The organism is Amycolatopsis sp. NPDC005003 (assembly GCF_053600695.1).
This window is the reverse complement of sequence record NZ_JBSGAI010000010.1, coordinates 87,669-108,915: the sequence shown is the minus strand read 5'-3', so window position 1 is coordinate 108,915 and position 21,247 is coordinate 87,669. Positions and strand designations below refer to the sequence as shown.

Here is a 21,247-nt window from a genome sequence, read left to right as displayed (position 1 = left end):
GTCACCGGGCCGCGGGGTAATCCAGGCCGGCGCCCAGCAGGTCGAAGGCCTGCCCGGTCAGTTCGGACTCCGGCCCCGGCCGTCCCGCCGCCCGCCAGGCGACGATGGCGGGCGGCACCGCGCACAGCGCCACCGAGGCCACCAGGTACGGCCGGGGGTCCACCGCCGGATCGACGCCCATCCGGGCGCCGACCAACCCCGCGACCTCGTCGAACCGGGCGATCGCCCGCTCGAGGCGCGCGGCCGTCAGCGCCGGGCTGACCGAGATCAGGTCCTGCAGGCCGTGGAAGCGCGCGTCGGCCTCGTACGCCCGGATGACCTCGACCGCGGCGGTCCGCAACGCGGTCAGCACCGGCAGGCCGGCCGGTTGCGCCGCGAACGCCTCGAGCACCGCGGTGATCTGTTCGTCGGCGAGGGCCAGCGCGACGTCCTCCTTCGAGGAGAAGTACCGGAAGAACGTCCGCGAGGAGACTTCGACCGCTTCGGCGATCTGGTCGATGGTCGTGGCCTCGAACCCGTTGGCGCAGAACAGTTCCTGGGCCGCGTCGATCAGCGCCTCCCGGGTCCGCCGCTTCTTCCGTTCCCGCAGGCCGAGCGTCTCCATGCCGGCCAGCATACGGCCGGGACGTCATCGACGGACTCTTGTCGCTTGACGACATTTGTCACTCTATGACAGATTGTCCTCATGCCCAAGGCTCCCCCACCGACGTCCCGCTACTGGAAAGTGCAGCGGCAGCTGGCGCGGCTCAACACGTTCCTGTTCCGCAAGACCCGGGGCAAGGTCGGCGGCTCGTTCTTCGGCGGCGCCCCCGTGCTGCTGTTGCACCACGTCGGCCGCAAGTCCGGCGAAGCCCGGGTCAGCCCCTTGATCTACCTCGACGACGCGCCGCGGCTGGTCGTCATCGCCTCGAAAGGCGGCGTGGACGCACATCCGGCGTGGTTCCACAACCTGACCGCGATGGCGACCACCGAGGTGGAGCTCCCCGGCGGCGAACGACGGCGAGTCCGCCCGCGCGTCGCCGAGGGCGCCGAGCGCGCCCGTTTGTGGGATCGGGCGGTGGCGATCTACCGGCCGTACGCGAACTACGCGACCTACACCGAACGCCGGATTCCGGTGGTCGTCCTCGAACCGGTGCCGGCACCGTGACCGAGCGGGCCCGCCCCGGCCCGCAGCTTCGTCCCCGGTGCCGGACGGTCAGCCGGCGCGAGCGGCGGCGCTCTCGCGCAGGAGTTCGCTGAACGCCTGCGCGGCCGGGGTCAGCGAGTGGCCGGCCATCCGGACGAGCAGGATGCGGCGGATCGCCGTGGCGGGGCGCAGCGGCAGCACTTTCACCCCGGGGCGGATTCCCTCCAAGGCCAGCCGGGGTGCCAGTGCGACGCCGATCCCGGTGGCGACCATCGCCTGGGCTTCCTGGTAGTCGTGGGCTTCGTAGGCGATCTGCGGTTCGAAGCCGACCTCCCGGCAGCTGCGGGTCAGCGCCTCGGCCACCGGGTGGTTTTCCGCGCGGGTGATCCAGGTGTCGCCGGCGAGGTCGGCGAGTGCCGCGCTGCGCCGCCCGGCGAGCGGGTGCCGGTCGCTGACCAGCAGCGCCGGCGGGTCGTCGAGCAACGGGGTGACGACGGCGTCTTCGCGATCGATGCGGCACCAGTCGTAGTCCCACATCAGCGAGAGTTCGATCTCGCGGTTCTCCAGCATCGTCCACAGGCCGGCGATGCGGCTGCTGCGCACGGTCAGCCGGATGTCCGGATGCCGGTCGCGGAACGCGGTCACCGCGTGCGGGAGCAGGGCGGCGCCCACCGTGGGGAACGTCCCGACGCGCAAGGCGCCCGCGCGCAGGCCGGCGAAGTCCGCCAGCTCGTTTTCGATGGCCGTGAGCTCGCGCTCGATGCGTTCGCCCCGTTCGACCAGAGCTCGGCCGGCGTCGGTCAGCGTGACGCCGCGGGCGTGGCGCTCCAGCAAGGGCTGGGCCGCTTCGGTTTCCAAGCGGTGGATCTGCTGCGACACCGCCGAAGGGGTGTAGCTCAGAGCGCGCGCGGCCGCGGTCACCGAACCGCGACGGGCCACCTCGACCAGCAGCAGCACGCGGCGGACGTCCAGCACCACGATCCTCCAGCGTTAAGTCCAGCTTAATGGCCATGCAGGTTTTCGAGATTGTACTTCACGCAGACGTCGTCGAAGGTGGAACGCGGCAGAGCCGAGCCGCCCCCATCCCCGGACAGGAGTCAGTCGTGTTGCGTCTGCAGGGCGAAATGATCCGCGGAGGTACCAGCAAGTGCTGGATCTTCGACCACGACGACGTGACCGCGACGGGCGCGGACGTCGACGCGCTGCTGCTCGCCGCCTTCAACGCCGCCGACCCCCGGCAGATCGACGGCGTCGGCGGTGCCTCCTCCACGACGTCGAAGGCCGCGATCGTGCGCACCCCGGCCCGGCCGGGTGACCCCGTCGAGTACGCGTTCGCGCAGGTCGGCATCGGGGACGAGCGGGTCGAGTGGACCAGCAACTGCGGCAACTGCGCCACCGCGGTCGCCCTCTACGCCCTCCACCACGGCCTCGTCCCGGTCCGCTCCGGTGCCACCACCGTCAGCATGGTCAACGTGAACACCGGCGCCCGGCTGACCGGCACCATCCCCACCCCCGGCGGGATCGCGCCCGACGAAGGGACCGCGACGATCCCCGGGACGTCGGCACCGGGCGTGCCCGTCCTGCTCGGGTTCACCGAGCCGGCCGGGACGACCACCGGCAGACTGCTGCCGACCGGGCACCCGATCGACGCGCTGCCCGAGGAGGCCGGCACCGTCGAAGTGACCCTGGTGGACGCCGGTGCGCCGGCGGCGCTGTTCGACGCCAAGGCCTTCGGGCTCGACGGCGGCACCACCCTCGAGCGGTTCGCCGCCGCCGTTCCCGCCCTCACCGCGCTGCGGCCGGAGGCCGCACTGGCCATGGGGCTTGCCCGGCCGGGACAGCCGGTGAGCCACGCCGTCCCGAAGGTCGGCGTCATCGCCCACCCGGTGCCCTACCGCACCTCCCAAGGCATCGAGGTCGCCGCGGATTCCTACGACCTCGCCGTGCGCATGGTCTCCATGCACGCCCCCCACCCGGCGATCGGACTGACCTCCGCCGTCGCCGTGGCCACCGCCGCCGCCACCCCCGGCACCCTCGCCCACCGCATCGCCCGGCCGACCGCCGACGGCACCCTGCGCCTGGGCACGCCCGCGGGCGTGATCACCGCCCGGACCGCGTCCGGGACCGTGCTGCTGCGCCGGGCCGCCCGGCGCATCGCCCGGGCGGAACTGCACGTCCCGATCCCCGTCCCCCTGTAGAAAGGACGCCCGCCATGAGCCGCAACGCCGCCGCCACGGGCACCGGCCGTCTCCGTCGCCTGCTCTCCCACCTCTACGTCCAGTGCCTGATCGGCGTCCTCGCCGGTGCCGTGGCCGGCTGGCTGTGGCCCTCGTTCGGCGCCGGCCTCAAACCGCTCGGGGACGGCTTCATCGCGCTGGTGAAGATGCTGATCGCGCCGATCATCTTCTGCACCGTCGTGCACGGGATCGCCACCATGGGCAACGCCCGCGCGGTCGGCCGGGTCAGCGTGAAGGCGCTCGTCTACTTCGAAGTACTGACCACGATCGCGCTGGTGATCGGCCTCGTCGTGGTGAACGTCGTGAAACCCGGCAGCGGGCTGCACGTCGACGTCGCGAGCCTGTCGACCGCGCACCTGCCGGCCACGGCGACGCAAAGCCACGAGGGCTTCGCGGACTTCCTGCTCGGCATCATCCCCGCCACCCTGGTCGGCGCCCTGACCGGCCAGGAGATCCTGCCGGTGCTGCTCGTCTCCGTCCTGTTCGGCTTCGGCCTGCACGCCACCGGCCCGGCCGGCCGCAGCATCGCCGACGGCATCGAGAAGTTCTCCAAGGTCCTGTTCACGATCATCCGCTGGATCATGCGGCTCGCCCCGATCGGCGCGTTCGGCTCCATGGCCTTCACCATCGGCAACTACGGCCTGGGCACCCTGCGCCACCTCGCCCTGCTGGTCGGCTCGTTCTGGCTCACGGCGGCGTTCTTCGTGCTGGTCGTCCTCGGCACGGTGATGCGGCTCAACGGCCTGCGCCTGCTGCCGTTCCTGCGCTACCTCAAGGAAGAACTGCTCATCGTGCTGGGCACGTCCTCCACCGAGCCGGTCCTGCCGCGGATGATGGCCAAGCTGGAGCACGCGGGCGCCGCGAAGCCCGTCGTGGGCATCACCCTGCCCGCGGGCTATTCGTTCAACCTCGACGGCACCGCGATCTACCTCACCATGGGCGGGGTCTTCCTCGCCCAGGCGCTCGGCATCGAGCTCAGCTTCACCCAGCAGCTGACGATGCTGGCCGTCATGCTGCTGACGTCCAAGGGCGCGGCCGGCGTCACCGGCTCCGGCTTCGTGGCCCTCGCGGCCACACTGAGCGCCATCCCGCACGTGCCGGTCGCGGCCCTCGCGCTGATCTTCGGCATCGACCGGTTCATGTCCGAAGCCCGCGCACTGACCAGCCTCGTCGGCAACGGGGTCGCCACCCTGGCCGTCGCGCGCTGGGACGGCCAGCTGGACACCGCCCGCGCCCGCGCGGTGCTGCGCGGCGACCTGCCGTTCATCCCGGTTCCGGAGGTCGCGGCATCTCCGAAACCGGCCGCCGAGCCGGCGCGCGACCCGGTACCGGTCCTCCCCTGACCGGCGGCGGTTCCCGGTCGTCCGTACGCCCTCGGCCGCTCCGCCGAGGGCGTACGGCCGCCGAACTGCCGTCGGACGGGCGACTGTCCATTTCGGTCACCATGCGCAACGCCGGCCGGGGTCGTGCCACGGGACGGCCGATTGCACGGGCAGCCGGTTTCCGCATCACGCAATCAGTGGGAAAAATCTGGCCGGAGGCACCGAGCAACCGGAAATGCGCCGTGGTGCGCAAGCTCTTGTGCCAACCGGCGGGTTGTTCGACCAAAATCATCTCGGTACGGTCTTGCGCAGGCCGGCGAAATCGCCGCCGTCGTAAATCAAATCGAGGGGAACAATGATCTTCGAGCGAAGACCCGTGCTTGCCTTCATTTCCGGCCTGACGCTCGCCGCGTCGGCACTGATCACGGTTCCGGCCGCCGCGGAAACCGTGGCGAAGACCGATTCGATCGTCGGCGCTCCCGCGGCCGTGTGGGACGAAAGCGCCCACGCGCAGCGAACCGTCTCCGCCGCGGACGCCCAGCGGATCGTCGGCGACTACTGGACGCCGGAGCGGCTGGCCTCGGCCACCCCCGTCGCCACACCCACCGCCACACCCACCGGCACGCCCGACAAGGAACTCACGGCCGCGGCGCAGAAGGCCGTGACCGCATCCGATCCGGCGGCCCCGGCCGGCGACCGGGCGACCCGGGACGCCTGGTTCTCCTACACCAACGGCAAGATCTACTTCGTCGACCCGCGGGACAGCAAGCGGTACATGTGCTCCGGCAGCGCCTTGAACAGCGGCTCGAAACGGCTCGTCGTGACCGCGGGCCACTGTTCGGTCGTGGGTGGCGGCAACGGGCAGGTCATGCTGAACTGGATCTTCATCCCGGGCTACGACCACGGCTCCGAGCCGCGAGGACGGTTCTCCGCCTACTGGTTCCACTACTCCACCGGGTGGTCGGTGCGCAACGACTGGCAGCGGGACTTCGCGTTCGTGGTGACCAACACCAACGGTTCCGGCCAGCGGGTGGTCGACGCGGCGGGTGGCCACGGCTTCCGGGTCAACGGCAGCTACAGCCGGTTCGTGCACATCGCGGGATATCCCGGCGACCGGGACAGCGGTGAAGTGCAGTGGTACTGCTGGGGAACGACCGACCGGTGGCCGAGTGCCAACGCCTATCGGCTCGGCTGCAATTTCGGCGGCGGTTCCAGCGGCGGGCCGTGGCTCGAGGACTACCAATCGAACGGCCTCGGCTACGTGATCAGCGCCATGCAGGGCAATCTCAACGGAAACAATTCCGGACCGTATTACGACAACCACGTCCTCGACGTCTTCAACCAGGCGAAGGACCACACCCCGTAAGGAGGTACCCGTGACCGCCCGCACGCGCAGGGTCGTGGTGGTGGCGCTGGTCGCGGCGGCCGTCGCGCTGGGCGCCTCCGCGGTCGCCGGGTGGCTGAGCGCCGGTGGCGCGGCCACGCCGGCCGGTCCGGCCGCACCCGCCGATCCGGAGGCGACCGGTGGGCCGGCGGTGCACACCGACCCGGACTACTGGACCGAGGATCGCCTGCGCGGGGCACAGCCGGCCCCGATGCCGGCACCACCCGAAGGCCGGTGAAAGCACGCGACCGAACCGAAGGCCCGTTCCCGCCCGTGCGGCCGGAACGGGCCTTCGCCGCGTGCCGGCCGGGCCCCGGCCACCGCGTCGCATTGACCGCCGCGCCTCGCACTCCGTAAGTTCGACGGTGACGAGGAGGTCCCGGATGAGCCACCTGGTGCGATTCGCCGTCGGAACCGGCGAAATCCGCGTCGGCCTGCTCACCGGTGAGCGGCTGCGGCCGCTCGCGGTGGCATCGATGAGCGACCTGCTGCGCCGGCCGGTCGCGGAGATCCGGGCGCTGGCCGAGGCCGCCGGGGAGCCCGTGCCCGCGGCCGGAGCCCGCCTGCTGCCACCGCTGGACGGCCGGATGGAGGTGTGGGCGGCCGGGGTGACCTATCTGCGGTCGGAGGAGGCCCGCCGCGAGGAGAGCGTGGACCAGGACGTCTACGCGCGGGTGTACCGCGCGGAGCGGCCCGAGTTGTTCTTCAAGTCGCCCGCGTGGCGCGTGGTCACCGACGGCGAGCCGATCGCCGTCCGCGCCGATTCCGCCAACAACGTGCCGGAGCCGGAACTCGGCCTGCTGCTGACCGCGACCGGGGAGATCGCCGGGTACCTGGTGGTCGACGACGTCAGCTCCCGCAGCATCGAAGGCGAGAACCCGCTGTACCTCCCGCAGGCCAAGATCTACACCGGTTCGTGCGCGGTGTCGGCGCGGGTGCGACCGGCGTGGGAGGTGCCGGACCCGCTTTCGCTCGGCCTCCGCATGCGGATCCTGCGCGACGGCCGCGAAGTGTTCGCCGGCGACGCCAACACCTCGCAGCTGAACCGCAAACCGGCCGAACTGGTCGAGTACCTGTGGCGCGACAACGACTTCCCCGACGGCGCCGTGCTCTCGACGGGCACGTCCGTCGTGCCGTCCCTCGATCTCGGGCTGCGGCCGGCCGATGTGGTCGAGATCGAGATCGGCGAGGTCGGATCGCTGCGCTCCCCCGTGGTGCTGGGCGCGGACGAGGTGCGCCGGGCGCTCGCCGCACGCTGAGACCGCCGGACGCGCCGCCCCGCCGGGCTCACACGTCGATGTGGGAGCCCATGATCACCGTGCGGTCCCGCGGCAGGCCGAAGTACTCCGCGGCGTCCGCGGTGATGTAGGAGGTGGCGATGAACAGCCGCTTGCGCCAGCCCGCCATGGTCGGTTCCGGGCCGCGCTGCAGCTCGATCTTGGACAGGAAGTACGACGCCTCGTCCAGCTGCAGCCGGCCTTCGGTCTGCGCCGGGTCCAGCCGGGCGAGCGCGCCGGGGACGTCCGGGGTTTCCATGTAGCCGTAGCGAGCGATGACGAAGACGATGCCGTCGTCGGCGTGGCCCAGGTCCTGCACGGTCGTCCGCTGCTCGGCCGGCACCCGCGGCACCGGCTCGGTCTCCAGGGACAGGATGACGACCTGCTCGTGGCGCACGTGGTTGTGCTCGGCGTTCGCCCGCAGCGCCAGCGGGGCGGTCCGGCCGCCGCGGTTGAGGAACACCGCCGTTCCCGGCACCCGCTGCACCGGGGCCTCGCGGAGCTCCTCGACGAACTCCGGCAGCGCGCCTTCGCGGCGTTCGCGCTCGGCGGTGACGATCCGGCGGCCGCGCTGCCAGGTCGTCATGATCGTGAACGCCGTGAGGCCGATCAGCAGCGGCAGCCACGCGCCGTGCACCAGCTTGGTCAGGTTGGCCGCGACGAACAGCAGGTCCACGGCCAGCAGCACGGTCGCGCCGACGCCGATCAGCCACGCCGGGGTCCCCCACCGTGATCGGGCGATGTAGAAGAACAGCAACGTCGTAATGGTGATCGTGCCGGTGACCGCCATGCCGAACGCGAACGCCAGCGCCGCCGAGCTGCGGAAGGCGAACACCAGCGTGAGCACCGAGACCATGAGCAGCCAGTTGATCCACGGGACGTAGATCTGGCCCCGCTCGGTCTCCGACGTGTGCGCGACGCGCAGCCGCGGCAGGTACCCGAGCTGCGCGGCCTGGGCGGCGACCGAGTAGGCCCCGGTGATCACCGCCTGGGACGCGATCACCGTCGCCGCCGTCGCCAGCACCACCAGCGGCAGCCGCGCCCAAGAGGGCACGAGCAGGAAGAACGGGCTGCTGATGTTCGCCGGGCTCTCCAGGATCAGCGCGCCTTGGCCGAGGTAGCTGAGCACGCACGCGGGCAGCACGAGCAGCAGCCAGCCGCGGGTGATCGCCCGGCGGCCGAAGTGGCCCATGTCGGCGTACAGGGCTTCGGCGCCGGTGACCGACAGCACGACCGCGGCGAGTGCGAAGAACGCGATGTCGAAGTGGCCCGCCATGAACCCGATGGCATACGTCGGCGAGAGCGCCTTGAGGATGTCCGGGTGCCCGGCGATGCCGGCCACGCCGAACCCGCCGACCGTGACGAACCAGGCGATCATCACCGGCCCGAACACCCGGCCGACGGCGGCGGTGCCGCGCCGCTGCACGAGGAACAACCCGATGATGATCACGGCGGTGATCGGGACGATCCAGTCGTCGAGGCCGTCGGAGACGACCTTCAGCCCTTCCACCGCCGACAGCACGGAGATCGCCGGGGTGATCATGCTGTCGCCGAAGAACAGCGCCGCGCCGAAGATGCCCAGCCCGGCCAGGACGACGGCCGCGCGCTTGCCGCGTTGCGCGCCCCAGCGGCGCAGCAGGGTGATGAGGGCCATGATGCCGCCCTCGCCGTCGTTGTCGGCGCGCATCGCCAGCAGCACGTAGGTGACGGTCACGATGATCATCACCGACCAGAAGATCAGCGACACCACGCCGAACACGTTGTCGGTGCTGACCGGAACCGGGTGCGGGTCGGCGGGGTTGAACACCGTCTGCAGCGTGTAGATCGGGCTGGTCCCGATGTCCCCGAACACCACGCCGAGCGCGCCGATCACGAGGCTCAGCCGCACCACGTCACGCGCGGACGACGTGGGGGTCTTCTCCTGCTTCACGAACCGCGACCCTACCGGTCCACTGTGGCCGGACGCCGGTCAGCACGGCCGGTTCCCGGGGAGCTTCACACGTATTTACGAAACCTTTGCGCCGACGCGCCGCCGACGCCCCGCGGCCTGACGTGACCGCCGGCGGAGCCGCCGCCGGTACGCCATCCGGCCGAAGTGGCGGAAACCCACCGGGTCGCCCGCCGAATCGCCAGCCACAACCGGCTACCGATCGTGGCTAGGCTGGGTTCCGTGACGCGTGCCGACCGCCTTCCGGCCCCCGCCCTGAGCGGCGGCGTGCTCGGCGTGGTCACCACGGGGATCGGCATCTCGGCGCACGCGGCCGGCGGCGGCGCGCTCCCCCACCCGGGGCTGACCATCGGCGTCGGCGCGCTCGTCGCCTGGGCCGGCTCCGCACCGGCGGGCCGACGGCGCGGCCCGGCCGCCACGGTGGCCGCGCTGACCGCGGGCCAGGCGATGCTGCACGTCGTCCTCGTGCTGCCGCCCGGGCTCGGGCACCAGCACCCGCCGTCCGGTGCCGGCCTGCTGACGATGCTGGCCGGCCACACCACCGCCGTCGTGCTCGTGGGGCTGCTGCTGGCCTGGACGGACACGGTGGTCCTCGCGGCCCTCCGGATCGTCCGCGGCGTCCTGCGCCGGATCCGGACGACCGTTCCCGTGCACGCACCGCTCTGGGTGGCCGTCGTGCCCGCCGTGGCGCGTGACGGCGCGAAAGAGGTCCTCCTGCGCCGGACCCGCACCCGGCGCGGCCCGCCGCTGTTCGCCTGACTTCTCCCGTACCCGCCGGAGCTCCGGCGGCTTCCGCACTCCCCCGCCTCACCGACACCAGCGAGGTCCCCCCATGCCCGATTTGCCGTCCGCGGCCGTCCGCCGAGCGAAACGCGCGGCCCGCCACGCCGAAAATCTGTTCCACCGCGCGCTCGCCACCGTCGGCGCCCGGCACCCCGAGTCGCGCATCTCCGCCGACGCCCAGGACTACTGGCGGCAACCCGCCGACGAGGCCTGGCGCGGCAACTCCCACTGGCGCGACGCCCCGGTGTTCGGCGGCACCGACCTGTGGACCCGGATCGGCGCCCGGCACCTCGACCTGTTCGACGCCGGTGCCCGCATGTGCGGCTTCGACCGCCCCTGGCGCCGCGTTCTCGAGTGGGGGTGCGGCGGCGGCGCCAACGCGGTCCACTTCGCCCCGCGCGCCGAAGAGTTCATCGGGGTCGACATCTCCGCGGAAACCCTGCGGGAATGCGCAAGACAGGTCGGCGCGGTGTGCGAGACGCCGTTCCGGCCGATCGCGATCGACGTCGCGGACCCGGAATCGGCGATCCCGCGCATCGAAGGCGCGTGCGATGTCTTCCTGTCCTGCTACGTCTTCGAGCTGGTGCCGACACCGGAGTACGGGGAACGCCTGCTGCGCATCGCCCACGAAGTCCTCGCTCCGGGCGGGCTGGCCCTGATCCAGATCAAGTACTCCGACGGCAGCTGGCGCACGAAGCCCCGCCGCCGCGCGTACCGCCGCGGACTCGCCGAGATGACCACCTACCCGATCGACGGGTTCTGGCAGCTCGGCCAGCGGTGCGGGTTCGTCCCGAAGGCCGTCCACCTCGTGCCGCGCAACGAGCTCGACGAGCGCTACGCCTACTTCTTCCTCATGCGGGAGCCGGCCGCGGATTTGATAACGAAACGGTAACGCAGCCCCGGCGATTTGAACCGATAGTCTGAATTGCCCGTTTCTGCCTACGTCGGGACCAGTGGCCGGAGGTCGAGACCCTCCGGCCGCTCCCCCGGGTCCCGCGCGTCCGGACCGGACGTGTCGCTGGTTGCTGCCCGAGCGCGCTTCACCTTGCCGCGCCCGGGAAAAACCCGAACGAGGTGAACGACTCCATGCCCCGAAACCCCGCCACGGGCCGACACCGCATCACCCGCCGCACCAAGATCGCCACCCTCGGCATCGGCCTGGCCCTGGCCGCCGGCGCCTTGGTCGTCGCCGCCACCACCGGCGGCTCCGGCACCGCCGGAGCGTCCGAAGTGGACAAGTCGTTCTTCGTCGACATCACGAAGGTCCCCAAGGGGACCAACGTCGACCAGGCACTGCAACGCCAGGGCGCCCGCGGCACCTTCACCGTGGACTGCGGCCGCAACGAGAACCAGCACTTCAACCCCGACAACTTCATCGCCCAGCCCGGCGTCCGCAACGGCGCCGAGCACCTGCACGACTACGTCGGCAACCTCTCCACCAACGCCGACTCCACCAACGAGAGCCTGGCCAAGGCCGGCACCACCTGCAAGAACGGGGACAAGTCGACGTACTTCTGGCCGGTCGTCCGCATCGACACCGAAGAGGACGAGGAGAACCCGCCCGCCAAGGACGTCTCCCGCGATCGCGAGCAGGCGAAACAGGAGAAGGCCGGCACGCGGGTCGACTGCCCCGACGTCGCCAGCAAGCTCGCCGACGTCCCGGACCAGGCGGCCGCCGAGGTCGAGCGCAACCTCGACCTGCTCGACACCCAGGTCGAGGAAGCGAACACCCGGATCGCCGGTGGCGACCTGAAGGCGGAGCAGGACATCCGCAACGCCGTGCTGAACCCGCTCGGCGACAAGCGGAAGGCGACCCTCGACCGCATCGCCATCGCGATCGGCCGCACCGGCGCGAAGCCGGCGGACCTCGGCGGCCTGGCGGCCTGCGCGCTGAAGAAGAACGGCCAAGGCGGGCTCGACAACGGCGGCGGCAACAGCAACGGGCAGCCGGCCGAGCTGCCGGGCGTCAACGAGGACAACGAGATCGGCGACAACGAAGGCGAGATCCAGCGCGTCGAGCGGGCGGACCTGACGTTCACCAGCGGCGGCGCCCGCCGGGTCGTGGCGATGCCGCAGTTCCTCCGGATCCTCTACGGCGACGCCAAACAAAGCACGAACGGCCCGGCCAACGCCCGGCCGAGCTGGACGTGCAGCGGCTTCGAGGACCGGCTCACCGACAAGTACCCGATCTGCCCCGAGGGCAGCAAGGTGAAGCGGATCCACAGTTTCCCGAACTGCTGGGACGGCAAGAACATCGACAGCGCGAACCACCGCTCGCACATCGTGTTCGCCGACGGGCAGGGCCGCTGCCCGCAGGGCTTCAAGAACGTGCCCCAGCTGCGGATCACGTTGACCTACAACATCCCCAGGGACGTCCAGGTCAACGGTCAGTACAAAGTGGACGCTTTCGCGCAGGAGAAGCACAACCCGCGCTCGGACCACGACGACTTCGCCAACGTCATGGGCCAGCGCCTGATGAACCAGGTGGTCCGCTGCATCAACACGGGGCAGCGCTGCTCGCAGTGACAGCGCGCCTGCCCGGGTTGCCGAGCACGCCCGGCAACCCGGGCACCGCGGTCAGGCCACTGCCCCACCGGGCCGGCGCCTCGGCCGGCGCGAGCCGGGACGCCCGCTACCCGGGCCGCACGTCCACCGCGGTACCACGGCTCAACCGGGCGATTTCGCCGTGCAGGCCGTGGATGTACGTTTCGCTCTCCGGCTTCATCAGGACGCTGCGCAGGATGCGGCCGCGCGGGATGTCGTCGTGCACGGCGTGGCCCCGGCGGGCGAGGTCGGCCGCCGTGACGGTGTACGTCGCCACGAACAGCGCCTGGCTCATCCCCGTCTCGAGGACGTGGGCGCTGGCCCGGTCGATCTCGGAAAGGGTTTCGCGGACCGGGAAGTAGCTGACGATGTCGAGCTGCGGCGGCTGGAACGTCGCCAGTTCGGCGCTGCCGGTGATCAGGTCGGCCCAGGCCAGGGCGGCGCGGCGGCCGGGCCGGAGCACCGCGCCGAGGCCGTCCGGGGTCAGGGGCAGGACCCGGGAGGTCAGCCACAGTGCCGCGGCCGCCGCGCCGGCGCGTGAGCATTCGAGGGAGATCTCACCGAGGTGCAGCTCGTCGGAGGTGAAGTACGTGTACGGCGAGTCGTGCAGGTAGTGGCGGGCGACCGACGGGTCGCGGAAGAGCACGGCACCGCAGCCGTAGGGCTGCAGGCCGTGCTTGTGCGGGTCGATGACCACCGAATCGGCGTCGGCGATGGCGCGGAACGGCGCCGAGCGCACCCCGTCGGCGGTGTCGTCGGCGATGAGCCGGAAGAAGCCGCCGTAGGCCGCGTCCACGTGCACCCGGGCTCCGTGGCGGCGCGCGAGGGCGACGATCTCGTCGACGGGGTCGACGGCACCGAGGCCCGTCGTCCCGGTGGTCGCGACCACCGTGCCGACGCGTCCGGTGCGGAGCAGGTCCTCGAGCGTGTTCAGGTCGAGGGTCCCGGCCGCGGTGACGGGCACCGGAACCGCCTCGATGCCGAGCAGGTGGCTCATCCGGCCGTGGGTGTAGTGGGCGTCGGCGCTGTGCGCGATCACCCGGCCCGGGTGCGTCTCGCGGGCGACGAACAGGGCTTCCAGGTTCGCGATCGTCCCGCTGCTGGTGAGGTGCCCCAGGTGCTGGGGAAGGCCGAACATCGCCGCCAGGTCCGCGACCACCTCCTTCTCCATGGCCGCGGTGGCGGGACCGCCGTCGAGGGCGTGGTTGTTCGGGTTGATCAGCATCGCGCTCAGGTAGCCGGCGACGGCCGCCGGGTGCGGCGGCTTGAGCATCTGCCCGGCGTAGCGGGGGTGGAAGAACGGGTAGTTGTCCCGCAGGCGCCGGTGCAGTTCCGCCGCCGCTTCCCGGAACCGCCCGAGCGGCACGTCCTGGGACGGGTGCGGGTCGTAGCCGCCGTACTCCGACATCCAGGCCCCGACGTCGCGGACGGCGTCGCCGAGCACCGCGGCGAGCTCCGCGAAACCAGCCGGCCCCGCACGCAGGACACCTTCGTTCCGGTCCATCGGCACTCCCCGCACACAGGCTATCGATTGATAATTATGCTTGCATAATTATCAGGTAGTGTTCAAGGGGTGCCCCGCCCCCAGCCTCCGGATCCGCACGCCGACCTGGCCGACCTCGTGCTCAACGTCGCCCGCCTGATCCGCCTGCGCACCCCGGCCGCGCCGGACATCGTGCCGCTCACCGCCACCGAGCGCCAGGTGATGCGCATCGTGGACCTGGACCCCGGGTGCGCGCCGAGCCGGATCGCCGAGCGCACCGGGCTGCAGCGCCCGAACGTCAGCACCGCCCTCCGCGGGCTCGAAGCCAAGGGCATGCTGACCCGGTCCGGCCAGGGCCGGAGCGTCACCGTGCACCCCACCGAACTGGCCCGGGCCAACCTCGAAGTCCTCCGCGGCGCCTGGTCGGAACTGCTGGCGGACCTGCTCGACGACGTCGACCCGGGCACGATCGCGCAGTGCAACCGCACCCTCGCCCACCTCGAGCGGCGCTTCGCCGGCGACGATTTGGGCAGCGGCGCCTAACGTCGGCGCGCCACGCCTTAAGGACGCGGGTTCTCCGGTGCCCTCGACCGGGGTTCGCCGAGCAGCCGGTGCAGCTCGGGGAGCACGGCGTCGAGGTCCTTGGTCGTCCGGAAGACCACAATGGACGACGCACCGGCTTCCGGGGGACGGCTGAACAGGTCGACCGCCTCGGTCATCGCGGCGTCGAACTCGCGCTCCGGATCGCTCGCCTGGCCGCGCAGCCACCGGCGCAGCACGTGGTTGTGGGCGCTCACGACCGCTCCGGCCATCAGCTCGGCGCGCAACGCCGTGTCCGGGCCGCCGCCCATCCAGCGGTGCAGGAAGCGGCCGAAAAGCCGTTGGTACTGCTGCACTCCGGCGATCTCGCGGTCGCGCAGCGCCGGGACGCTGCGCGTCAGGCGGTAGCGGGTCACCGCCCGCTCCCCCTCGGCCAGGTAGTGGCGCAGGACCAGCCGGGCCGCCTCGGTCACCGCGATCAGCGCCGTGCTTTCGGTCGAGCCGGCCAGGCGGGATTCGATGGCCCCGAGGAGCACGTCGTGGTCCGGGAAGATCACGTCTTCCTTCGCCCGGAACGTGCGGAAGAAGGTCGTGCGGCCGACGCCGGCCCGGTCGGTGATGTCGTCGACCGTCGTCTGCTCGTAGCCACGCTCGGCGAACAACGCGAACGCAGCCTCGGTCAGCCGCTCCTTGGTCGGCTTCGCCGCCATATCCCCTCCTCCTGCCGCGGGCGAGCCTAGTGCGTGGCAGGCGTCACCTTCAGCTACCGGTCGGTACTGAGTACCGTCGACACGGTATCGAGTCCCAGAGAGGTGGCGGCGATGGAACGCGTTGGCGTGGTCGGATGCGGGCAGATGGGCGCCGGGATCGCCGAGGTGTGCGCCCGGGCCGGGCTCGACGTGGTGGTCGTCGAGGCGGATCCGGTCGGCGCGGACACCGGGCGGCGCCGGCTCGAAACCTCGCTGGCCCGCGCGGAGAAGAAGGGCAAGGTCCCCGACGCCGCCGAGGTCCTGCGCCGGATCCGGGTCACCGAAACGCTGGACGACCTGGCCGACCGCACCTTCGTCGTGGAAGCCATCGTCGAAGACGAGACGGTGAAGACCGAGCTGTTCGGTCAGCTCGACAAGATCGTGGCCGCGCCGGACGCGGTCCTGGCGTCGAACACCTCGTCCATTCCCATCATGAAGCTCGGCACCGCCACCGGACGGCCGGAACAGGTCGTCGGTGTGCACTTCTTCAACCCGGTACCGGTGCTCCCCCTGGTCGAGCTCGTGCCCAGCCTGCTGACCACCGAGGCCACCGTCGACCGCGCCCGGACCTTCGCCCAGGACGCGCTGGGCAAGGAGGCGATCCTCTGCCAGGACCGCGCCGGGTTCGTGGTCAACGCCCTGCTCATCCCGTTCGTCCTCGCCGCGATCCGCATGCTGGAATCCGGCTTCGCCACCCGCGAAGCCATCGACGAAGGCCTCGTCCGCGGCGCCGCCCACCCGCAAGGGCCGCTCGCGCTGGCCGACCTGATCGGCCTCGACACCACCAAGGCCGTCGCCGAATCGCTCTACGAAGAGTTCAAAGAGCCGCTGTACGCGCCGCCGCCGCTGCTCGCCCGCATGGTCGACGCCGGCCTGCTCGGCCGCAAGACCGGCCGCGGCTTCTACACCTATGGCCGGTCCTGATGGAGTGCCAGTGCCTCTGCGCCCCGGCCGGCCACCAGCACCAGATCTGCACCGGAGCCGCGGAGTTCGGCAAAGCCGTCCGGCTCCCGGGCAGCCCGGCGACGGCGTTGGTGCCCGCGTGCGCTCCCTGCCAGCACGCGACAGCCGCCAAGCCGCCCCGCGCCCCGGCCGCCCCGCAGCTCGGCGGACCGCATCGGCCCCTCGGCAAGCGCGACTGGGACGACGCCGCACTCGCCCGCCCGGGACGGCGCTCCGCGCGCTGGCCGAGACCGGCCGAGGCACCGAGCCCGGCCCGGCATCCGCGCCCCGCGGACTGAACGGCCGGCGTCGGCAGGCTTCCGGCCCGGATCAGCGCCTGCACCCGCGGCGGCAGCGCCAGGGCCGTCACCGCGGACGGCTTGACGCGACCGCGAGATCACCGCGGCCTACCGCCACCGGGTCTCCTCACGCTCACGCCGGGGTCAGCTGCCATTGCTGGTTCGGCCCGTTGTTGGCCGACCACTGGACGACCTGCGCGCCATCGGCGGTCGACTGGCCGTACACGTCGGCGACCAAGCCGCTGTCGTGACTGGCGATGGCGTAGTACCCGTCGCCGGTCGCACGCAGGTACCACTGCTGGTTCGTGCCGCCGTTGGCGGTCCACTGCTGCAACTGCAGCCCCACAGTGGTCGCGGAGCCGTTGACGTCGAGCGCCTTGCCGCTCGCGGTGTAGCGCAAGGTGTAGGCCCCGCCCGCAACGGTGGCGAGGGTCCAGGTCGCGGTCCCGGCCTGCTGGACCGCCTTGGCGCCGTCGGCCGTCGAGTTGCCGGCGATGGCGAGCGGCTTGCCGCTGTTGCGGTTGACGATGCGGTAGATGCCCGGCGCCGGGCCGGTGCTCGAACCGCCCAGCGTGAAGTACTCGACCGCGTCGGTGAACGTCGTCGCGCCGGCCTTCGCGGTCGACAGCACGAGGTACACCCGCGAGCCGGAAGCCGGGGCGGTGAACGACACGGGCTGGGTCACCCGGGACCCCTGCGGAATCGAGAGGGTCGCGCCGCCGGACGCGAGCACCGTGCCGGTGGGACTGTCGAGCCGGGCGCTCCAGGCGAAGTCCACGGCGGTACCCGCGAGGTCGTCGTTGAAGACGGTGACCGCGCGGCTCACCGGGGCGCCGGCGGCGTAGCCCGGCACCGCCTGCGGCAGCGGGAAAGCCCCGCCGGCGTCCGAGACGCCGGACGCCGACCAGTACGGCAGGTCGATCGCCGCGACCGGGTTGAACGCGGCCTGGACCCGCTGGAACTGCGGGTTGCTCCACGGGTCGGCCAGGTTGTCCGCGCCGTAGACCGGACGCCCGCCCTCCTCGGGCGTGAAGTCCGTGGACCGCACCCCCGGGACGACGCCCGCCCAGGCGGACAGCAGCGTGTAGGGGCGCAGGTCGTTGGCACCCTTGCCGCGTTTGGCGGCCGTCGCCGTGGCGAACCACTCGAAGCCCTGCTTGGTGCTGCACTTCGGCCAGATGTACTCGCCCTCGCCGTCGGGCCGTCCGGGCACGGACGGCACCCGCTCGCCGTACTGGCCGGTGCCGTCGAGGTAGTGCGCGAAGATCGCGAAGTTGGCGTAGTTCATGTTCGGGTACCGGCCGGCCGAGTCGGCGCCGGGCGCGGCGTCCACGCTGATCGGCCGGGTCCCGTCCGCGCCGTTCACCGCCGCGTAGAGATCTTGCTCGAACTGCTCCGAGTCATTGCCGAAGCTGGGTTCGTTCGCCTGGCTCCAGCGGACGACCGCCGGGTGGTTGCGGTCCCGCAGCGTCAACGCCCGGACGTGGTCGACCATGTTGTCGTGCCCGCCGGCGAAGTCCTCCGCACCGCCGCGGACGCCGCTCTCGTCGATGATCATCAGGCCCAGCTCGTCGGCCACGTCCAGCATGTACGGGCTGGCCGGTTCCTGGTGGATCCGCACTACGTTGAAATTCAGCCGCTGGTAGTTGTCGACGGCTCGGGGCCAGCCCGGATTTCCCGATGACGGCGGGAGGAACCCGGGCAGCGTGTCGTAGGCGTCGCCCTTCCCGCCGTTGTCGATCCGGTCGTAGTCCGCGCCCTGGAGGTTGTCGCCGCGGTAGTTCACGCGCACGCCGTTGAGCTCGAAGTACTCGCCGTTCTGCGTGCTTTCGCGGAACCCGAACCGGTAGGCGGTGTCGCTGGTGCGCCCGTCGTCGGTGACCGCGTGCACCGACAGCCGGTGCAGCTGCGCCCGGTACCCCGGCCGGTAGGGCACGTTCGGCCACCAGTACGAGGCCGGGCCGAGGTTCCACGCGACCGGGCCGACGGTGACCTTGGCCGTCGAGCGGGCGGGCACGCTGACCGTCCGGCTCGGCAGGGCCGGGTAGGCGAACGAGCCGCCGCCGTCCGGGGCGAGCGTCCCGGTGAGGGTCACCGACCGGGCGACGGCGGAACTGTTCGTCACGGACACGTCGTAGGTGAGGGACTGGCTCGCCACCGACGTGCGGACGAACGTGTCGCTGACGGACACCGCCGGGTACGTCCGCAGGAAGGCCGAACGGAAGATGCCCTGCGGCACGGCTTCCGACCAGTCGGCGGCCACCGGCACCAGGTACTTGCCCGCGGCGTTGCGCAACGCGCCACGGCCCTTCACCGCCACGCTGATCGTGTGCGTGGTGCCGGGGGCGGCGAACGCGGTGATGTCGAAGTCCGACGGGGTGAAGGCCGTGGTCCGGGTGGCGACCACCCGCCCGTCCACCGACAGCGTCGCCTGGTGGTTGACCGCACCGAACTCGAGCCACGCCGACTGCGGCTGCCCCGAATCCGGCACGGTCACGCTGCGGGAGTACACCGCCTCGTCGACGTCGGTGAAGCCCTGCTTGTACCAGCCGCCGCCGGGCACGGTGATCGACGTCGTGGCCCGGCCCGCCGGGGTGAAACTCCACGTCCCGGCGAGGTCGACCGAACCGAGCGCGCCATTGCCCGCGGTGACGCCGTCCACCTGAGACATCGAGGCGGCGGGAGCCGGCTCCGCGGGCCGGGAAGCCGCTGCCGGTGGCGCCGGAGCCGCGATGAGCAACGCCAGGAGCGCCGGCGTGAAGCGTCGGCGGTGCGGCCGCCGGAGGTGTCGTCGCATGGCACGCGCCTCTCGTCGGGAATGGAGCCATCGTGCTGGATCCCGGCGAAATTCGCACCAAACCTCGAAAGTTACACCGGTACGACCGGGCTTCACGGACCGCCGAGGCGGTATTCCGCGTTCACCAATTCGAGAAGCTCGGGCACCGAGGTCTCCGCGGCCGGGCGGTCGAAGGTGATTTCGCCGTGCTGCAGCAGGTTCACCCGGTCGCAGACGTCGATCACCTGCCCGTAGTTGTGGGCGATGAGGATGATCGCGATGTCGCCGCGGCGTTTCAGTTCCTGCAGCAGGCGCAGGATCAGCGCGCTTTCCTTGGCGCCCATCGCGGCGAGCGGCTCGTCGAGCAGCAGCAGCTTCGCCTTCGAGTACACCGAGCGCGCGACCGCGATCGCCTGGCGCTGGCCACCGGACAGCATGCCCACTTCCGCGGTGACCGAGGGGATGTCGATGCCGATCGAGTCGAGGGCCTCCCGGGCCCGGCGCTTCATCTCGCGGCGCCGCAGGAACGGCATCCCGCGATGGGTCAGCTCGCGGTTGAGGTGCAGGTTCAGGTACACCGGCAGGTCGTCCACCATCGCCAGGTCCTGGAACACCGTCTCGATGCCCAGCGACCGCGCGTGCACGACCGACCGCAGCGTCACCGGCTCGCCTTCGAACAGGATGCGGCCGCCGTCGGGCTGGTGGTAGCCGGTGAGGATCTTGATCAGCGTCGACTTGCCGGCGCCGTTGTCCCCGATGAGCCCGAGCACCTCGCCGCGCCGCACGTGCAGGTTGACGTCGGCGAGCGCGGTGACCGGGCCGAACCGCTTGCCGACCCCCTCGACCCGGATGACGTCGGCGGTCACGAGCGCCCCCGTGATCCGGCGCGTTTGCGCACCACGATCAGCGTCACGTTGAGCGCCATCGCGACCAGGATGGCGGCGCCGAGGACCACGTTGAACGCGTTCGCGCTGACCCCGGTCAGGTTGAACCCGTCGAACACGATGCCCAGCAGCAGCGCGCCGAGGAACGCGCCGACGACCGTGCCGGACCCGCCCAGCAGCGCGGTGCCGCCGATCACGGCCGAGGCGACCGCGAAGAACATCGTGGTGAACCCGCCGTTGGTCGGGTCGTACGAGCCGACCCGGGTGCCCTGCAGAATGCCGGCGAGCCCGGCCAGCGTGCTGGTGATCGCGAAGTTGACCACCTTCACCCGGTTCACCGCGATGCCGGATTCCGCGGCGCCGACCGGGTTCCCGCCGGTGGCCTGGGTGTGGATGCCGAACCGGGTCGACGAAAGCACGACCTGCATGACCACCACCACCGCGGCCGCCCACAGGAACTCCGTCCAGCGCGTCCCGCCGAACGCGGCGAGCACCCAGCTGTCCTTCGGTGCCCCGACCGGGCGGGCGTTCGAGATGATCAGGACCAGGCCCTGCAACAGGAACGCCATGCCCAGGGTGGTGATGAACGACGGGATGTTCAGCACGGTCCGGATCAGCCCGTTGACCACCCCGACCAGGGTGCTCACCACGATCGCGCCGGGCAGCGCGAGCCACAGCGGCCAGCCGTTGACGAAGAACAGCATCAGCACGAACGGGGCGAGGGTGAAGACGAACCCGGCCGAGAGGTCGATTTCGCCGCAGATCAGCAGCATCACCTGCCCCGCGGCGATGATCGCCCACGGCGCCACGTACTGGGCGATCGTCTGGTAGTTGTCCGGGGAGTTGAACGCGCCGCCGGTCACCGTGAAGTAGGTGCCCGCGGCGATCGTGACCAGCAGGATGCTGAGCTCCTTCACCCGCATCACGCCGAGCAGCAACGGTCTCACCGACGT

20 protein-coding genes are annotated in these 21,247 nt (G+C 71.5%); 12 read left to right on the top strand and 8 right to left on the bottom strand.

Annotated elements, in window-relative coordinates; all coding sequences use genetic code 11:
* Position 1: 1 nt before the first annotated feature.
* Positions 2 to 604: a TetR family transcriptional regulator gene (locus tag ACWED2_RS14380; RefSeq protein ID WP_449690916.1), complete on the bottom strand. Its 603-nt coding sequence runs from the start codon at positions 602 to 604 to the stop codon at positions 2 to 4.
* A gap of 81 nt (positions 605 to 685) precedes the next feature.
* Between ACWED2_RS14380 and ACWED2_RS14375 the strand changes: the two genes are divergently transcribed.
* Positions 686 to 1,147: a nitroreductase/quinone reductase family protein gene (locus tag ACWED2_RS14375; protein ID WP_449690915.1), complete on the top strand. Its 462-nt coding sequence runs from the start codon at positions 686 to 688 to the stop codon at positions 1,145 to 1,147.
* Between the two features lie 48 nt (positions 1,148 to 1,195).
* Here ACWED2_RS14375 and ACWED2_RS14370 read toward each other — a convergent pair whose 3' ends face one another.
* Positions 1,196 to 2,101: a LysR family transcriptional regulator gene (locus tag ACWED2_RS14370; RefSeq protein ID WP_449690914.1), complete on the bottom strand. Its 906-nt coding sequence runs from the start codon at positions 2,099 to 2,101 to the stop codon at positions 1,196 to 1,198.
* A 128-nt stretch (positions 2,102 to 2,229) separates the two neighbouring features.
* On the opposite strand from ACWED2_RS14370, the gene ACWED2_RS14365 reads away from it, so the two are divergent.
* The 5 genes from ACWED2_RS14365 (at position 2,230) to ACWED2_RS14345 (ending at position 7,328) form a co-directional block, all read left to right on the top strand.
* On the top strand, positions 2,230 to 3,324 hold the full coding sequence (locus tag ACWED2_RS14365; RefSeq protein ID WP_449690913.1) for a PrpF domain-containing protein: 1,095 nt from the start codon (positions 2,230 to 2,232) through the stop codon (positions 3,322 to 3,324).
* Between the two features lie 14 nt (positions 3,325 to 3,338).
* Entirely contained in the window at positions 3,339 to 4,706 is a 1,368-nt protein-coding gene (gene dctA, locus ACWED2_RS14360; protein WP_449690912.1) for a C4-dicarboxylate transporter DctA, read from the top strand.
* A gap of 355 nt (positions 4,707 to 5,061) precedes the next feature.
* On the top strand, positions 5,062 to 6,051 hold the full coding sequence (locus ACWED2_RS14355) for a trypsin-like serine peptidase (RefSeq protein ID WP_449690911.1): 990 nt from the start codon (positions 5,062 to 5,064) through the stop codon (positions 6,049 to 6,051).
* Positions 6,052 to 6,061: 10 nt separating this feature from the next.
* Complete coding sequence (locus ACWED2_RS14350; RefSeq protein WP_449690910.1) at positions 6,062 to 6,307, top strand: hypothetical protein; 246 nt, start codon at positions 6,062 to 6,064, stop codon at positions 6,305 to 6,307.
* Positions 6,308 to 6,452: 145 nt separating this feature from the next.
* Positions 6,453 to 7,328, top strand: coding sequence for a fumarylacetoacetate hydrolase family protein (locus ACWED2_RS14345; protein WP_449690909.1), 876 nt, complete (start codon positions 6,453 to 6,455; stop codon positions 7,326 to 7,328).
* Positions 7,329 to 7,356: 28 nt separating this feature from the next.
* On the opposite strand, the gene ACWED2_RS14340 is transcribed toward ACWED2_RS14345, so the two are convergent.
* Complete coding sequence (locus tag ACWED2_RS14340; protein WP_449690908.1) at positions 7,357 to 9,276, bottom strand: potassium transporter Kup; 1,920 nt, start codon at positions 9,274 to 9,276, stop codon at positions 7,357 to 7,359.
* 240 nt (positions 9,277 to 9,516) lie between these two features.
* Between ACWED2_RS14340 and ACWED2_RS14335 the strand changes: the two genes are divergently transcribed.
* From ACWED2_RS14335 to ACWED2_RS14325, 3 genes are all read left to right on the top strand, one after another.
* Positions 9,517 to 10,053, top strand: a complete 537-nt coding sequence (locus tag ACWED2_RS14335) for a hypothetical protein (RefSeq protein WP_449690907.1) — start codon at positions 9,517 to 9,519, stop codon at positions 10,051 to 10,053.
* 73 nt (positions 10,054 to 10,126) lie between these two features.
* Positions 10,127 to 10,969: a class I SAM-dependent methyltransferase gene (locus tag ACWED2_RS14330; RefSeq protein ID WP_449690906.1), complete on the top strand. Its 843-nt coding sequence runs from the start codon at positions 10,127 to 10,129 to the stop codon at positions 10,967 to 10,969.
* Positions 10,970 to 11,163: 194 nt separating this feature from the next.
* Positions 11,164 to 12,603: a DUF1996 domain-containing protein gene (locus tag ACWED2_RS14325; RefSeq protein WP_449690905.1), complete on the top strand. Its 1,440-nt coding sequence runs from the start codon at positions 11,164 to 11,166 to the stop codon at positions 12,601 to 12,603.
* A gap of 106 nt (positions 12,604 to 12,709) precedes the next feature.
* On the opposite strand, the gene ACWED2_RS14320 is transcribed toward ACWED2_RS14325, so the two are convergent.
* Positions 12,710 to 14,029, bottom strand: coding sequence for a pyridoxal phosphate-dependent decarboxylase family protein (locus ACWED2_RS14320; RefSeq protein ID WP_449691017.1), 1,320 nt, complete (start codon positions 14,027 to 14,029; stop codon positions 12,710 to 12,712).
* Positions 14,030 to 14,194: 165 nt separating this feature from the next.
* On the opposite strand from ACWED2_RS14320, the gene ACWED2_RS14315 reads away from it, so the two are divergent.
* Positions 14,195 to 14,647 carry a MarR family winged helix-turn-helix transcriptional regulator gene (locus ACWED2_RS14315; protein ID WP_449690904.1) on the top strand — a complete coding sequence of 151 codons (453 nt, stop codon included), beginning with the start codon at positions 14,195 to 14,197 and terminating at the stop codon, positions 14,645 to 14,647.
* A 17-nt stretch (positions 14,648 to 14,664) separates the two neighbouring features.
* On the opposite strand, the gene ACWED2_RS14310 is transcribed toward ACWED2_RS14315, so the two are convergent.
* Positions 14,665 to 15,354 (bottom strand): TetR/AcrR family transcriptional regulator, encoded by a 690-nt coding sequence (locus ACWED2_RS14310; protein WP_449690903.1) that lies wholly within the window; start codon positions 15,352 to 15,354, stop codon positions 14,665 to 14,667.
* Positions 15,355 to 15,465: 111 nt separating this feature from the next.
* Between ACWED2_RS14310 and ACWED2_RS14305 the strand changes: the two genes are divergently transcribed.
* Together ACWED2_RS14305 and ACWED2_RS14300 are read left to right on the top strand one after the other, a co-directional pair.
* On the top strand, positions 15,466 to 16,317 hold the full coding sequence (locus ACWED2_RS14305; RefSeq protein ID WP_449690902.1) for a 3-hydroxybutyryl-CoA dehydrogenase: 852 nt from the start codon (positions 15,466 to 15,468) through the stop codon (positions 16,315 to 16,317).
* Complete coding sequence (locus ACWED2_RS14300) at positions 16,317 to 16,634, top strand: hypothetical protein (protein ID WP_449690901.1); 318 nt, start codon at positions 16,317 to 16,319, stop codon at positions 16,632 to 16,634. The genes ACWED2_RS14305 and ACWED2_RS14300 overlap by 1 nt, the downstream gene beginning before the upstream one ends.
* Positions 16,635 to 16,767: 133 nt before the next feature.
* On the opposite strand, the gene ACWED2_RS14295 is transcribed toward ACWED2_RS14300, so the two are convergent.
* From ACWED2_RS14295 to ACWED2_RS14285, 3 genes are all read right to left on the bottom strand, one after another.
* Entirely contained in the window at positions 16,768 to 19,431 is a 2,664-nt protein-coding gene (locus ACWED2_RS14295; protein ID WP_449690900.1) for an RICIN domain-containing protein, read from the bottom strand.
* A 92-nt stretch (positions 19,432 to 19,523) separates the two neighbouring features.
* A complete protein-coding gene (locus tag ACWED2_RS14290) occupies positions 19,524 to 20,276 on the bottom strand; it encodes an ATP-binding cassette domain-containing protein (protein WP_449690899.1) in 753 nt (250 codons plus the stop codon).
* The gene (locus ACWED2_RS14285; protein ID WP_449690898.1) at positions 20,273 to 21,241 is read right to left on the bottom strand and encodes an ABC transporter permease; all 969 of its coding nucleotides are present in this window, start codon (positions 21,239 to 21,241) and stop codon (positions 20,273 to 20,275) included. The genes ACWED2_RS14290 and ACWED2_RS14285 overlap by 4 nt, the downstream gene beginning before the upstream one ends.
* Positions 21,242 to 21,247 lie beyond the last annotated feature (6 nt).